Raw genomic sequence first — 15,652 nt, forward strand, 5'->3', positions numbered from 1 at the left:
TAAGATTTAATATATCAGCTCTTGTTCTTCAATTTCCTCATTATCATCTACAGAATCATAAAAAGCATATAGCGCCAACATCAGATATACAAAACATGACACTAATGATCCGAACATCAGAGATCCTATAAATGACGATAATGCGGCAATCGAGAATGCAATTCCATAAATGCTATCAAACTTGTATGAATCTTTAAGTATTTGATATAGTATTAAAAAGATCCAACAATAAATACCTATACCTATGAAGCCAAAATCAACTAATGTTAAAACCAATCCGGACTGAACCGGTATCAGCGCACTACCGATTGTCTGGCCAGGGATATGAAAGGTATATTGGGATGGACCATAACCTATAAGTTTTGATAATATATCAGGGTCAGCAAAATAATAATCCAAAATCACCCTTTCCTGGCGGTCGCCATCCATCTCATTTTGCGCACGGCCAAAAGAACGGTCATATAGAGCTTCTATAAAATTTTGATGTTCATTATTATTTTGAATTGTATCCGATGACAACATTGAATACCCTCCAAAAACGATAAGCGCACATATTACATAAGGCGCTATCATTCTAACTAAGCCGCCCGTCGGTAAAAACAGGAAGATCAACGGAACTGCAATCGCAAAATTCATAATAACCGCTGATGAATATGTATTAATCAACACAAATATGCCGATCAATATGACCAATAGATGATATTTCTTATTGTCAAAGCGGAAATGACCTTGTCCGAACATTACAATCAGAACCAATACATATGGACAAACCAAAAAGCCTAAGTTTTTAGGTTCTCCACTTACTCCATATATTCGATATACAACTTCTCCACCTACTTCCGTTAAAGCTTCTAAATTAACCGATCCATTTTGACGAAGTATCGGCATAAATTCAATTCCTGCTTTCAGACACAAATAATGGAGCAATCCAAAACCTATCGCAACTTCCATTGCAAGACAATATGATGGATATGCTTTTCTAACAAATCCACTCGGCATCATACATCCATAAAACAGTAATGCAAACGAAGTTATATAAGTATAATTTGTATTGAACAGTCGCGAAAACTTGCTTATATGCTGGGCATATTCCCCGGAAATAGCTAAAGCCAATACATCACCTAACATCAATATAATTACGAAAAATGACATCAGAGGCCTTACGATCGAAGTTACTTCACTATCTCGCTTTTCAGATCCATACATCATAAGGCACCACATCATTCCTAATACAATAACTTTTGTCGGAAACCAGATTGTTATCGCATACTGGTAACAGAACGTAAAAGTCATTCCCCAGAAATAGAGCTTAAGCAGGTTTAACGACTGGCGTTTGCTGACAAAGTATAATGTCAGCCCTACAAAAGTATAAAATCCGATTTTTTGCAATAAGAACCAGATCATACGGCGATTTCTTTTATTATCCGCATATAGTTTTCAGCAGCACGCCTATAGCTGAACTGTCGTGCATAATCAATTAATACCTGAGATTTTGATTCATGCCGAGAAAGACGAATGATAGCATCTGCCATTTCATCAATCGAAGCAGGATCAAATAGTATTGCATGTCCACCAGCGACTTCCGGTAAAGATGTTATGTTCGAACAAGCGACATTTACTCCCTGTGAAAAAGCTTCTATGACCGGCAATCCAAAACCTTCATACCATGACGGAAAAATCAGACCTCTACTGTTTTTAACAAGAGATTTCAAAACAGCATCATTCTGAAATGGTATGTTAACGATATCATCATCCAATTCTTTTTTTATTTCCGACATATGATCTGCAATAGCTCCAACTAACAACAACTTTGGTAAGTCCGGATTACTTTTACGCGCCTTTTTATATGCCGCTATGAGATTAGATATATTCTTACGCCTCGAAACAAATCCCCACCAGATAAAATATGAGCGAGGAACTCCAAGCCTTTCCAACTGGCCATCTGAAGCTTCACATGATTCATCAAACCATATGGTTGAAATGCCATTATGGATCGTTATAAGTTTATTCTTTACTTTAGGGAAAAATTCGATAACATCTCGCTTTGTATAATCCGAAATTGTGACAATTTTTGAAAATGTCGGCAATATGTATTCCCAAGTCACTCGCCCCCAATATTTAAAAAACAGCGCATGCCGATTTGTACTTATTCCTTTTATAGTCGATAAGTCAGCCAGAGAACAGATTGTCGGGCCATGAAATCCTCTAATGTATTCCGGATTCCCAGGATTTAAGAAACACGCAACATCATTATCAAACTCAACATATTTTAATCCCAAAAGCCGTTTCAACGCTATCACTTTACGAGAATCCTTAAAATATCGGACCTCAACATTGGGTTGGGAATTAATCTCATCATAAAAATCAGCCAAATTTTCCGGCCATGGCCTTAAAGTATAATATAGCTGAAATTGAATTTCAGGGTTTAGCTTTATAAGTTCAAGCATCATTCCCCGGACTGGGAAACCACTCGTAAAAGAAGCAAAACAATCAGCTGAGACTGCTATTTTCATTATATCAAGGAGTTAATACTTTATCTAATGGTGTGGTATAAGTCAGAATCTTGCCAACAACAATCGATATGATTACAACCATAATAGCAATTGTAAGCACTAAGGCTAAATTAACAATAAACCAATCACTCATACGCGGAATGTAGGGGACAAAATAAAAATGCAATATATACACATTCAATGAGTATCTACCTACATACCCTATCCATCTATTACAAGGCAAATTATGTTCAAATCCTTTTATCACAAAGAATGCTATGACAGCACCACAAAGATATCCGCATACATGAAATATAAACGATATGTTAGTTGACTCCATACTATATGCCAATCCGACTAATGCAATACATAGGAAACTACAACTCACCCATTTATTGATATTTTCCATATTATATAATCGTAATACCGATCCAGCTATAAAGCATGGAAAATACCTTGAAAGATATGGAATTACCAAAATATCATTAATACTGTCCGGTGCATATTTTGTAATTGCCAGTAAGGCGATCTCAACGATAATAGCCCCTCCAATCAGCGACCACGTAGTACGGTATATGCCCCAAAATATTATAAACATTAGAAATAGAGCTTCCAAAAACCAATATCCATGTTTACCTGAACTAATAAAAATCTCAATACAATTTTCTTTATAGAACATTGAGGCAGCCAGACAAGCTAAAATAAAGGGTACCAGCAGCCTGGTAAATGCTTTTTTCAAACTATCAATAAGATTGATGTTCTGCTTATATGCCAACCATCCGCTACACAAAAAGAAAATCGGGACATCAAGTTTGCACAAGAATTGAAGTCCGATATCTTGTGGCGCTCCAATATGCTGCATAACCACCAGAATCATCGCAATTCCTTTAGCGACATCTATGAACGTTTTTCTTTCCATTGCAATATTGGTTTCATCAAATACTCGCCATACAAGGATATGAATATCGGTATAACCCGATAAACCCGATGGTTTGGAGTATAATAATTTTTAAAGAGCGACTTGTAACGGCGCATGGCTATACCAACCGAGCAGATGTTTTCTGCTGTTGCATTTTTCAATGCCAGCATCAATTGATTCAAGCCTAAAAAGGTATAAAGTCTGGCAAGATATCTTTTATCAACGATCTTCCAACGGTTATTACCCTGTTCAATGGCAGTCAACAACTTCTCGGAAGCATTGATAAGTTTATCTGCAGGATGTCGACGCTTACTCAGAGAAGAGACTCCATTCCGATGTTCATAGTGGTAGTCCGGACTATCACTTAGCCTGACTGACTTAACATATCGCAAATAATTCAATACAAACAAATGATCCTCATGATAAGAAAGAGTCTCGTCAAATCGAAGTTTATATTGTTCGATTATCTCCCTCGAAAATAGCTTTGCTATCGGAAAACCGTTTTCCGGCAACCGATATTTGACTATAAGGTCAACATCATTATCCAGATTGATATTTTGACCGTCTTCATAAGAAAATGAAACAACAGAGTTTCGTTGGTCCGAATAGTCATTTATCACATTACCATAAACCACAGTGTCATCAGCAGAACTCCTTTCTATCAGGTTCTGCAGATAAGACGGATCTACCCAATCATCACTGTCAACAAACACTACATAACGACCTTTGGCATTATCCAAGCCAATATTCCGGGCATGGCTGACACCGTTGTTTTCACTATGTATCACTTTGATACGTTGATCCTTTTCGGCATATTTATCACAAATAGCTCCCGATTGATCCGGAGAACCATCGTCAATCAATATCAACTCCCAAGACTTAAAACTCTGATCAATGATGCTCTTAATACATTTGTCTATGTATTTTTCGACACCATATACAGGGACTATTACTGAAACTTCAGGCATAGTGATTTTATCTTGTTAAAATTAAATGTCCAGTCCAGTCCACACCTGGAAAGAATTTTAGCCAAGCAGAAGGAAATAGCAATAACAATAATAGATAATGATATATATATCAGCCATATATAATCGCCATAATTATCCGGCGAAATCTCAAGATAATGAGATAACAGCACCTCCAGAATCAAAGATTGGAGGATATAAATCTCAAGCGTAAAGCGCCCCAATGCAGAAAGACGCTTAATAATTTTGATTTCTGCCGACTCAAAAAGGATCTTAAATAGCCCCAAAATGGAAATTCCACCGGAAATACCAATAATTAACTTATATAACTGTATATAATATTGGTCAATCCAATTATCTGATAACATCAGGAACATGTTAGGATAGAGAATGTCTTTATCAAAAGAATGCAGTAAAAATAAAAAAACAATAAACGATACAATTGTGATTATAACAGTCTGTTTCTTTGATTTTACAAATATATCTTTGACAAACATACCAGCCATTAAACTTGGAAGCATTACATTGAGCTGAAGAAACCAAAGATGAGGAATGAAAACCGTGATCTGGCTTAAAATTAGTGAAATAGTCAACGAAATATACTTATGCCTAAAAATTTGTTGCGGAACAACCAAAAGAATTGTACAGACAAACAGGCTTTTCAAAAACCATAAGCCAAACCATAATGCCCTTGATAATGACAACTGCGAAATATCAAGGGCACCCTTTATCACATATGCAATTGTGAGCCAAAATATTGAAGGAAATATTAACTGATATAACCGTTTAGCCAGTACACCTTTCCAATTTAGAAGTTTATTATAGTCCAACATATAACCGGAAAGCATCATGAACATCGGCATATGGAAAGAATATATGGCCACGAACAATGATGATTCAAGATAGTTCCCATCAAACTGTTGAATACAATGACCGTAGACAACTAACACGATGGCAAACAGCTTGACTATATCAAGCCAGATTATACGCCCTTTCGAATTTATTGGCGATTTATCAGTTTTTGAGAGAGCCATGAGCTAAGAAACAGGTCAACAAATAGGTAGACTCTTAAATATGAATATAGTCTGGTAAAAGCTTTGGAGTAAAGTCGCCTCATATCCCGGCGGATATTTTTATCCATATAATATTCATTTTCCGGATGAAACATAAAGGTGGACCATAACAACAATTTTCTGAAAGCCTTGCTTCCGGAAAGCCGGCTGCTGATATCAGGATTCCGAAGCGCATATTTATCCAGATAATCTATCGCATCCTTGACGGCATCAAACTTAGCCGGATTAACCGAACGTGTAACAGACTCTGGATTGCACCGATAGGCGTATAATTCGGCCGAAACTGTTCTTATCCGCAGTGGCTTTTTAGTGGCAAGTTCAAGATTAAACATTGTATCCTCTCCAATTCTAAGTCTGTTACAGAATATATCTTTACAGTCTGAAATAATCGAATGCCGATACGCTCCACCCCATACACATGAAAGTATTTTACCACTCAATATCATGTCAAGTTGTATAATCCTGTCACCCGAAATATTTTCGCAGACATAATCATCATTAACATCCATGACTTGGTTGGAATTGGCAACTGATTGCATTTTAAAAACAAGGATGTCAATGCTGTTATCAAAACAATCATTTACAATGTCCAATGCGCCGGGCGCGAGCATATCGTCTGCGTCGAGAAACATGATCAGATCACCATCTGCCTTTGATAGCCCTTGCCAGCGTGTTTCAGTGACACCCGAATTAGACTTGTAAATATATTTCAATCGTGGATCTGAAAGATAATTGTTTATCAACTCAGCTGAATTATCTGTCGAGCCATCATCGACAAGAATCAACTGCCAGTCTCTGAATGTTTGAGAAAGTACGCTTCTTATACAATCTTCAATATACCGAGAAGCATTATAAACCGGTACGATTATAGATATCATTTCAATCCAATTAAATGAAGCATTCTCCAAACAATCACTCTAAAAGTAAGTTTTTTAGGATCTGTCATTGATTTTGGATTAATCTCTTTGTCGCGCCATGCTCCTGCGACACGATGAATTGCATATACTTTTTTCATCGATGTGTAAAGTGGACGGCAAAAACAATATGAAGGATAAATTTTGACTCCATTCGTCAATATCTGAGCTTTGTCTTTTGATTTCTCTCGTCTGTCAAGTCCATATTTCAGAGCTATTTCAGATTGCATCTGAGAAATCATAGTCTGATCCATGATAGGTTTGCCATCAGAATTTGTCCCAACAATAAAATGACGATCATTATAATAGTCAAGGCTCTCTTTTATAAATTGATGCCCCTTAACCGCACCCATAAAATGAGACGTCAGATATACAAATCCATCATTGTTAACCCAACTTTCCTTTCCGATAAAACAATCGCAATCAAGCAGATCATCAATATTCTTAAATAATTCAACATCCGTATCAAACCAGATGCCTCCATATTTATTGATCGCAAACAAGCGAGTATAATCGGCAGCAAAAGCCCATTTACGCTGAGAAATTGCTTCTTTGACAAAATCAGAGTCAATCTCTTTTTCCAATCGAGCCATATCCCAAAGCACAAATTCATATCCAGGTAGCAATTCTTTCCACCGGCAGATATAACGTTCAATATCCTCAGGATATTTGTCTCCGCTAAACCAACTGTAATGTATTATTTTAGGTATCATTTCTTCTTTATTTCTTTTCTACCAACAGGACTTACTTTTATGCAATTTAGTTCATTATTTTCAAACTCTTTTCCCCTCCAAAAAACTTCAAAAGTGTCATTATCACCTTATTCCGGATACTAGAACATTTTAGAATACTCCCAAAGTCATGTGCATAAGAGTCAACACGTCTAAATATATTTTTATCAAATTGCAATCCATTCAGTTTGGAAAGACAATGGATCTCATAAAATATCTTGCACAGATAATCTGAGCATATCTGACGGTTTATTCCGTTGATCAATTCAACAGCTTGCTCAAATACATGCAGGTTTGAATTAATTGCGTCCGTTGCCTTAGACAACGTAAGTTTCTCACCCATAATAGAATTCGGATTTTCCACATAGGCATAACCAATATTTGGAATAAGTTTTATCCCACCTCTAAGGCTCATAAGAACGTCCATGGTAAAGATCGCATCCTCAAATTTTACTCCCGGCCGGAATAAAATATCACCGATTGCTCTTTTTCGATATAACTTATTCCAAACTGGGTCTTGTATTGAAAAAGCACAAGATCCTGATACATTTTCCAGTTTTTCAAAGAAAATATTTCGCCCGAAATATTCTGTTGCTTCGCACGTATGAGTATTTAAAATATTTCCATCAATTCCAACCCTGTGATACGAAAATTGAATACACTCCAATCGTTGATCTGAATATAATATCTTTATACAATCTTCATAAATAGTATCAGACAGTAAATAATCATCAGAATCAACAAATGTAATATATTCTCCTTTTGCAATTTTCAATCCATTATTTCGAGCTACTGATAAACCGCCGTTAGATGTATGCAACACTCTAATTCTTGAATCGACCTCGGCATACCTATCACAAATCATCCCGGACGAGTCTGTCGCGCCATCATCTACAAGGATAATTTCCAAATCTCTATAACTTTGATTAATAACGCTCCGGATACATTTTTCTAAATATAATTCAACGTTATAAACCGGAATTATTACAGATAATTTTGCAGACATTATATTCTATACTAAGGATAAGTAACTCTTGAAAATTAATTTATACTTTATGTTAGATTTATTTCGAAGAAAAATCGAAGAGTGAAGATGGTGCTTATAGATCCAAACGACCGATGAACAATTTGATTTTTACCGGAATAAATCCGCTGGAAGTATAAAAATATTTACCGCGGTTAATTGGGAAAAACATGTTACGCTTATTTTTTTAAGATTTACTTAAATAATTTTATATTACACCAGATTAGAAATCATGCAAATCTGCACTTTTGCCTTTAAGTCTGTCATATAAAATCTTCAGCAAAACAAGATTCTTTGTCCCTATTATCTTTATAAACATTCCACTCTTGCCCATTATAGCCATACCTTTCATTTTAATCATATTATCAATCTGGTTGCATACAGAAGTGATATCAACCTCATTTCCCCAATGATGTTTCCCTTGTACCAAATAGTATATCAGATCCGGAATACAATTGTTACCTGTCAGATTAAACAGAGCCTCATTATAATGCAGTAGAACATTGATTCTATAAAAAAAACGCTCTTTTGAGACAGCTTGTCTTAGTGAGGAGGATGGATTGTAGTTATAATAATAACAACCTTTATTTGTAAATGCGACAGTTTTAAGTAGTGGTATTATATCACATAACACATAGGCATCCTCAAAAATCATACCTTCGGGAAAGCGTATTTCTTCCCAAAGCTCTTTCCTGAATATTTTTGCCCATGGTGTAGAAACAATATAACATGGCTGAATAGTTTTTATCAGATCTAAATGAGAAATGAAATATGCCTTATCTGAAATTAATACAGGAGATTGTTCCTCTTTAAAAACATCCTGTGAATCCAATATCTCATTACCGTCACTATCTACGCAAATATGAGGAAAGGTGACCATATCAACATGAGGATTTTCCTCAAAAACATTCATGGCATATTCCAATGTTTGTTTATCCAAAATATAGTCATCTGCATCAACAAAGGTTATGAATCGGCCATGAGCCAAATCAAGAGCAAGATTCCTGGCTCGTGACTGCCCTCCGTTAGAAGTGTGTAACACACGTATGCGTCTGTCTTCACCGGCATATCTATCGCATATTTTACCACATTGATCCGGCGAGCCGTCATCTACAAGGATCAATTCCCAATCACTAAATGTCTGCTGTAACACACTCTTAATACAACGATCAAGATAATCTTCTACTTTATAAACTGGAATTATGATTGTAAGCTCAGGATGTAGCATTTTTATTTCTAAAAACAGATTTCGTTTAAGGCAAAAAATTCAGTCTTATATCAACTATTGTTATCAGTATCGACTTATGTTCGACTTCCTTTAATACTTTCTAGGCCTATCTCAAATTCAATCTTTCAAATTGTCTGATAAAAATTTACGGCCCCCATGTTTTAAATTGCTCTTTATTTTATTAATTCTCTGCCAATCCAGATGGCTATAATTTATATCTTGGTATCGGTCATTAATGTCCATCATTCGATCTTCTAAACCAAAAGTATTTAATAGTGACCGAATACGAGCCATCCCACGCTCTTTATTTCCAAGTACGATAAAGTCTTTGTTAAATATGATTGAAAAAACACATCCGTGAAAAGAATCTGTAATAATAAAATCACTATTTGCAATTGCTAAAAGCCAGTGTTCCAACGGAGGGTGTATTCTTTCTATCAATGGAGCCTTCAAATCATCAATTTTGGAATGCACAGTGAATGGTTTTTGGCCCATTGCTCCCGAAATCTTGTCCACGATTTCACGGGTATTGTCATTAGGATCAAGAATATAGGCAAACAATTTTGTAAAATAATCCGGACATTCACATTTTTTATAAATTTGTCGATAGTCATCAATGTCCAAAAGCAAAGTCGGATCAGGCATTAACTCCGCATTTGCAAATCCTAACATATTTGAACATAGTGTTAGACCACTTTTTTCACGAACTGAAACAGCATCAAAATTCTTTAACAGAGCCGAAGCCATTGATTTTTCATCAGAATCATATTCAGGATAATCGACTCCGAATGAAGCGGCATAACCAATACGCTTCAATTTCTTTCCCTCAGTAAATTTCAAAAAGAAATCATCCAGATGACCATCCGCATATATCGGGCGCCATACTTGGTCGCTGCCGACGATTATAGCATCAAGATCGTCAATAACCTTTTTATATGAATCATTCGTAGTGACTATCCGGAAGTTTCTATTAATAAACCGAGTTGTATTTTTTATGGTAACATTCTTCTCACATCTGAAAATCTCAACTCCAGCCTTTTTCTTAATCCACTTCGCATAAAGACGTCTCAAAAACAAATTGAAATTTTCAGAGAGAGAGACTTTGTGTTTTCTATGTAATAAGACAACATCATAGCCTAACGTTTTCAAAGTCTGCTGTAAAGCCCATGCCTGAAGAATGCCTCCGTAATTATGCCCCAGAGGCAGTGTCAATATACCGACTTTCATGATTCCAATTGATGTTTTTTTTGTCCCAATTTTGACATTATCATTCGGACAACCTGCATACGCATATTCTTGGTCAAACCACAATAAAACACTACCATGCAACACCATATAAAAATTATGCACGACTTTAAAATAAGATTGATCCACGGAGACCCAAAATCCCAGTGAACCACATATCCAAGTATCAATGGTAGTGACAATGAAATGCCTAAAACTTTAAAACAGCATATTACAATTTCATATATCTCTTTATATTGATAATTCACTTGATTTACCAAAAGATAGGGTTTCAAAAATGTCCCCATTATAAAATATGTAATCAGAGCCACCCACGACTGTGCAATTGGGGATGCCCCATATCTGAATAGTAAATAAATTATCGGGAATTGCAAAAATGAAAGTCCGGCACTCATAATCGCATTTCTTTTCAAATTGCCATTGGCATTAATAGCCTGATAAAATGATGTGTTAAACACATTGAATAATGTCTGAAACAAGACTATCTTTAGAAAAATAGTGGTATAGTCAGGGACAGTTTTCAACCATACTTTTAAAAAATCATCACAACAAAAGAATATAGGTATTGTCACTATCATCATCAGATAAAAAGACAATTGTGTTGATTCAAGCAACAGATGCTTTGAGCCAATAAAATCTCCAGCTGCATATCGTTTGATTATCTGAGGGTTGACGGCTGTTCTGAATCCATTGACAAAAAAATCTGACATCTGATTTATCTGCAACGAAATCGCTCTTGCTGCAACAATAGCTGGCGAAAAAAACATACCTAAAAGCATCACCACCCCTTGGCCATTCAACATCAATGTACAACTTGTCAGTATAGACCACGATGAATATGAGAATATCGGTCTTAAAATATCCTTATCCAAGCCTAATGAAACTCTTGATTCTTTAAATTTCCGGACACAATAAATTCTGTTTCCAACCATCTCTGTCAGGCTGATAAGCATCAATAATGTCGCATAAACCTCCAACTTGTCAAATGGCATAATAGCCAACAGATAAAGTATTCCTAGTTTAGCAAAGGTATTGAACAATGCCCAGTATGCCACAACAGACATTCGTTCGTGAGCAATAAGCAGAGACGTATATGGAACTTGAGTCAGTGTGAAAATGGTCGTGAACAAAGATAGGCATAGTACATAATATGCCGCATCCAACCGATTCGCAGGAATATCAAGTTTATGTCCGATAAGCCACCACCCAACAAAACCCATTATAACGATGACTACTAATGCCAATAAAAGGTGAGCGGTAAGCATCGACGAAAATGTCCGCTTCAAACGGTCAAACTCATTTCTACCCAACTCAAAAGTGATAAAACGGCCAGTACCATTAGCTAAAACACCGTTCATAAATCCAAGTAATCCGACAATTCCGCCAACTTCAATATAAATACCGTAGTCCTCAACCCCAAGCTTTTCAAGGATTATTCGAGAGGTAAATAATGATACTATTACAGCCAAAAATGTACGAATATACATATAGGCTGTATTTATGGCTATTTTCTTTTTACCTGAATCCATTACTTTCAATTTTTCTGCGGCAGCAGACCTCCAAGAATACGTTTCCCTTTCATTATTATACGTTGTGATATTGTATAATGCTGACGATTCATACTCTTATAGTAGTTACTCAAAACTTTTGTATCCACAGGTATGTTGGAGAAAGCCTCAACTAAAACCGGATGATCTGATTCTGCTGTTAATAGCTCAATACCATGCGATATTTCAGATTCGTTTCTAATTGCAAAATATTTAAATCCGAATGCTTTGGCAATCTCATGAGCTTTATGTGTATGGAACGCACATACATGCTCGGACACACTTTTACGCAATTCTTCGCTCAAAGGAGAATACATTACACCTCCACCACCATTGTTGATCAACAATATTCTAAGATTGGGAGTTATGTGACGTATTGATAATGAGTTCAAGTCATAATAAAAAGATAGGTCACCGGTTATATAAAATGTCTTCCGACTATTAATAGCCGAAAATCCTATTGCAGTGGACATACTTCCGTCTATTCCGTTAACCCCTCTATTACAATTTACCGTGACACTATCTGGAACTGGAAACAGGTGAGCCATACGTACACTATAACTATTAGCTAATTGCAAATCGCTATCAGCCGGAAGTGCTTTTATCAATGCCCCGATAACCATCGCTTCACTATATTCTGATATCGTCTTATAAGCGATATTTGAAACACTCATCCACGAATGAGCAAAATTCCCGCTTACTTTGAAATCAGCGATATTGTTTATCATGTTGAAAAACATTAATTCGCTCATTTCAAATATCTTTGTCAGAGATCGGAAAGGATCAGAGATTTTGTCATATTTGCCAATTTGCCAATTTTCAATGTCCCCTAAAAATCCTTTAATTTCTCCGTTAAAAAGGATATTTGCACCTATACTGAATACAATATCTGGTTTAAAATCTCTTTTTTCTTCATTAGTCAGAGAATACAAAGTCGCACCAGTATTTGCTATGGTGTGTTTGCAATGACAGTTTGATAATAAATCAGTAAGAATAATAGCATCAAAATTTTCAACAAACTTGTCTACGGCTTCTTTCAGCCCTGCTGTAATACAGACCGATTGTCCCCACACTATACAAATCTTTTTTCCTTTTAACAAATTTGCGATTTTAGCCCATGTTTCAGAACTTGATTCGGCAGAATATAACTCTACTTTTCGCGCTACCGGAATATGTGTATTAGTAAACGTATCTGTATGGTGTGATAAAAACGGGATATTCAAATGGACAGGCCCATTTGAATGATGCGTTAATTCAATTAAACCTTCGTTTATTATTCGATTATTATACCAAAAATCCAAATCTGATGAAATAGGAGTCAATCTTCCGACATATTTTGTACATGAAGTGAACGTAGAGGCCTGATCATACATTTGATCTTCCATCTGATTTAAAAATTGAGGTAACCTGTCACTTGAAATCACCAATAATGGCAATCTTTGATAATAGGCTTCGACAATGGCACTCCCATAATTCATACATGCTGTGCCTGAAGAACAGCAAACAGCTGCCGGGCGACCGGTTCGCTGAATAAGCCCAATGGCAAAAAAAGCAGCACTTCGTTCATCAACAACTGAATACAGTTCAAAGTCTTCACATTGTTCCAACGAATGTACTAATGAAAAATGTCTACTGCCGGGAGATACTACAATCTGATTAATTCCAAATTGCCTCAACAACGATAACAGTTGAAGTACTAATTTATCATTCGAATACATGTCACACTATCTTTTTAGTATCCCGGACATCCCCAGGACTCTAACATAAATTTATAATCTTCATTTAAAGAAGATATTCGTGTAAGATCTTCTTCTTTAATAGTTATCTCAAATGCTTTAAAAATCTCATCTATTCGTTTTGGATTTGACGTCTTGGTTACAGGTATTATGTTTCGACTTTTATTCCATGCATATATTATTTGTGGTATAGATGCCTCATATTTTTTTGCCAACGTAACTAATGTCGAGTTTTCTGAAACTTTCGGAAGCATTTTTAACAATGGCGTGTAAGCTTGAACCTGGATCTCTTGTTCATTACACCATTTAACAATATCTGAACAAGTATTAAATGGGTGTATTTCAATCTGATTTATCATTGGTTTTACCGAAATTCCGTCATTCAAAAGCATCTCAAAATGCCGCAATTTAAAATTACATACACCTATTTCTCTGGCAATTCCAACCTTATATGAATGCTCCATTTCCTTATATGCCTTGATAAAAATATCTGGAAATGGCCAATGGAGAAGAAGGCTGTCAATATAATCAATCTTAAGCCTTTTTAAGGAATTTTTTATAGCTGTTTGGGTGCCGACTTTAATAATATCCTGCCAATCTATTTTCGTTTGAATAAATATATCTTCTCTCTTGAAACCTTCATTTATAAGCCGTTGGATCTTATTCCCTATTGCAATTTCTGCTGACACATAATTAGGAGCTGTATCTATTGCAATCTGATTAGATTCATTCAATCTATCAATAATATTTTCAATAGAGTATGCAGAGAGTCCACTTGTTCCAAATATAACAATTGGTGGTGGGTTCATAATTATAATTCAATTTGGTAATTAACATCAGGGACAATAAGTTTGAACTTCAAATCCCTGCTATTACAAAATTCTTGTATTTCCTTTATAATATCTTCTGTCTCTGATGGGATTATTATTTCTTCATTTGATGCTTTTGATTTTCTATTATTAAAGCATCGTATATTCAAAATTTGAACAGCCCATCCAATATTTAAAATCGGATAATACAGATATTTCCCATGCTTATTTGTTGGCAATAAAGCAGGCTGCAAAATTCTATAATGAAATGGAAGATAGACATTCTTCGGCCGTTCTTGGATCTCAAATCTTGATAATATCAGATTGACCTCCCCGTTTGTTTTGATTATTGAATAAAAATGTTTCAGTATTTCAAATTGGGCTGATATATTATCTTTAGGTAGACACCAATGCCTATCGGCTTCAAATGTCTTTCTATGCCGATAGGCATAAGAACTTCCAATGATGACTTTTGATAAATTACGGTCTAAATTTTTATTGAAATTTTGCCATGTTGGATATTGTTCAATTAAGATTCGCTCAGCTTGTAGCACTTTTCGATTTACAATTTTCAAACATGCAAACATAACAAATCCTATAATCAGGATTGTCGATATCATAACAGCAATATCCATTTATCTAGTCAGTCAATATCGCTTTTTACTTTAATTTTTTTCTAAAATTCAATCCCTTTTAAAAATATCCCTCGTATAAACCTTTCCTTGAGCATCATCCAGACATACATCATAGCGGTTTGCTATGATGGCGTTGCTGAGACGCTTGAATTCGGTAAGATCGTTGACGACGCGAGAACCGAAGAATGTTGAACCGTCTTCAAGAGAAGGCTCATAGATGATGACCTCGGCGCCTTTGGCCTTGATACGCTTCATCACTCCCTGAATAGATGACTGGCGGAAATTATCGGAATTCGATTTCATCGTCAGACGATAGACACCGATTGTCACAGGG

Annotated in this window: 14 protein-coding genes and 1 pseudogene; all 15 read right to left on the reverse strand. The window is 35.8% G+C overall.

The window, feature by feature from the left end; genetic code table 11:
- Nucleotides 1–6: 6 nt before the first annotated feature.
- A complete protein-coding gene (locus tag C5O23_RS06565) occupies nt 7–1,404 on the reverse strand; it encodes a hypothetical protein (protein WP_107032155.1) in 1,398 nt (465 codons plus the stop codon).
- On the reverse strand, nt 1,401–2,513 hold the full coding sequence (locus C5O23_RS06570; protein WP_107032156.1) for a glycosyltransferase family 4 protein: 1,113 nt from the start codon (nt 2,511–2,513) through the stop codon (nt 1,401–1,403). The genes C5O23_RS06565 and C5O23_RS06570 overlap by 4 nt, the downstream gene beginning before the upstream one ends.
- Nucleotides 2,514–2,517: 4 nt before the next feature.
- Complete coding sequence (locus C5O23_RS06575) at nt 2,518–3,411, reverse strand: acyltransferase family protein (protein WP_107032157.1); 894 nt, start codon at nt 3,409–3,411, stop codon at nt 2,518–2,520.
- Nucleotides 3,390–4,379 carry a glycosyltransferase family 2 protein gene (locus tag C5O23_RS06580; protein ID WP_107032158.1) on the reverse strand — a complete coding sequence of 330 codons (990 nt, stop codon included), beginning with the start codon at nt 4,377–4,379 and terminating at the stop codon, nt 3,390–3,392. Before C5O23_RS06580 ends, C5O23_RS06575 begins: the two co-directional genes overlap by 22 nt.
- On the reverse strand, nt 4,361–5,410 hold the full coding sequence (locus C5O23_RS06585; protein ID WP_107032159.1) for an acyltransferase family protein: 1,050 nt from the start codon (nt 5,408–5,410) through the stop codon (nt 4,361–4,363). The genes C5O23_RS06580 and C5O23_RS06585 overlap by 19 nt, the downstream gene beginning before the upstream one ends.
- The gene (locus C5O23_RS06590; protein ID WP_107032160.1) at nt 5,377–6,327 is read right to left on the reverse strand and encodes a glycosyltransferase family 2 protein; all 951 of its coding nucleotides are present in this window, start codon (nt 6,325–6,327) and stop codon (nt 5,377–5,379) included. The genes C5O23_RS06585 and C5O23_RS06590 overlap by 34 nt, the downstream gene beginning before the upstream one ends.
- A pseudogene (locus C5O23_RS06595) lies at nt 6,324–7,079 on the reverse strand (glycosyltransferase family 32 protein); the annotation flags it as partial. The gene C5O23_RS06590 and the pseudogene C5O23_RS06595, both read right to left, overlap by 4 nt.
- A gap of 43 nt (nt 7,080–7,122) precedes the next feature.
- On the reverse strand, nt 7,123–8,100 hold the full coding sequence (locus C5O23_RS06600; RefSeq protein ID WP_107032162.1) for a glycosyltransferase family 2 protein: 978 nt from the start codon (nt 8,098–8,100) through the stop codon (nt 7,123–7,125).
- 241 nt (nt 8,101–8,341) lie between these two features.
- Nucleotides 8,342–9,346: a glycosyltransferase family 2 protein gene (locus C5O23_RS06605; RefSeq protein ID WP_107032163.1), complete on the reverse strand. Its 1,005-nt coding sequence runs from the start codon at nt 9,344–9,346 to the stop codon at nt 8,342–8,344.
- A gap of 117 nt (nt 9,347–9,463) precedes the next feature.
- Nucleotides 9,464–10,573, reverse strand: a complete 1,110-nt coding sequence (locus tag C5O23_RS06610; protein WP_161553566.1) for a polysaccharide pyruvyl transferase family protein — start codon at nt 10,571–10,573, stop codon at nt 9,464–9,466.
- Complete coding sequence (locus C5O23_RS06615; protein ID WP_107032165.1) at nt 10,570–12,120, reverse strand: lipopolysaccharide biosynthesis protein; 1,551 nt, start codon at nt 12,118–12,120, stop codon at nt 10,570–10,572. Before C5O23_RS06615 ends, C5O23_RS06610 begins: the two co-directional genes overlap by 4 nt.
- A gap of 5 nt (nt 12,121–12,125) precedes the next feature.
- The gene (gene menD, locus C5O23_RS06620) at nt 12,126–13,856 is read right to left on the reverse strand and encodes a 2-succinyl-5-enolpyruvyl-6-hydroxy-3-cyclohexene-1-carboxylic-acid synthase (protein ID WP_107032166.1); all 1,731 of its coding nucleotides are present in this window, start codon (nt 13,854–13,856) and stop codon (nt 12,126–12,128) included.
- Between the two features lie 14 nt (nt 13,857–13,870).
- Nucleotides 13,871–14,683 (reverse strand): aldo/keto reductase family protein, encoded by an 813-nt coding sequence (locus C5O23_RS06625; RefSeq protein WP_107032167.1) that lies wholly within the window; start codon nt 14,681–14,683, stop codon nt 13,871–13,873.
- A 2-nt stretch (nt 14,684–14,685) separates the two neighbouring features.
- A complete protein-coding gene (locus C5O23_RS06630) occupies nt 14,686–15,318 on the reverse strand; it encodes a hypothetical protein (protein ID WP_107032168.1) in 633 nt (210 codons plus the stop codon).
- Between the two features lie 48 nt (nt 15,319–15,366).
- Nucleotides 15,367–15,652: UDP binding domain-containing protein (locus C5O23_RS06635; RefSeq protein ID WP_275541778.1), on the reverse strand; the 286-nt coding region annotated here is incomplete at its 5' end.

Source organism: Duncaniella muris (assembly GCF_003024805.1).
Taxonomy (GTDB): domain Bacteria; phylum Bacteroidota; class Bacteroidia; order Bacteroidales; family Muribaculaceae; genus Duncaniella; species Duncaniella muris.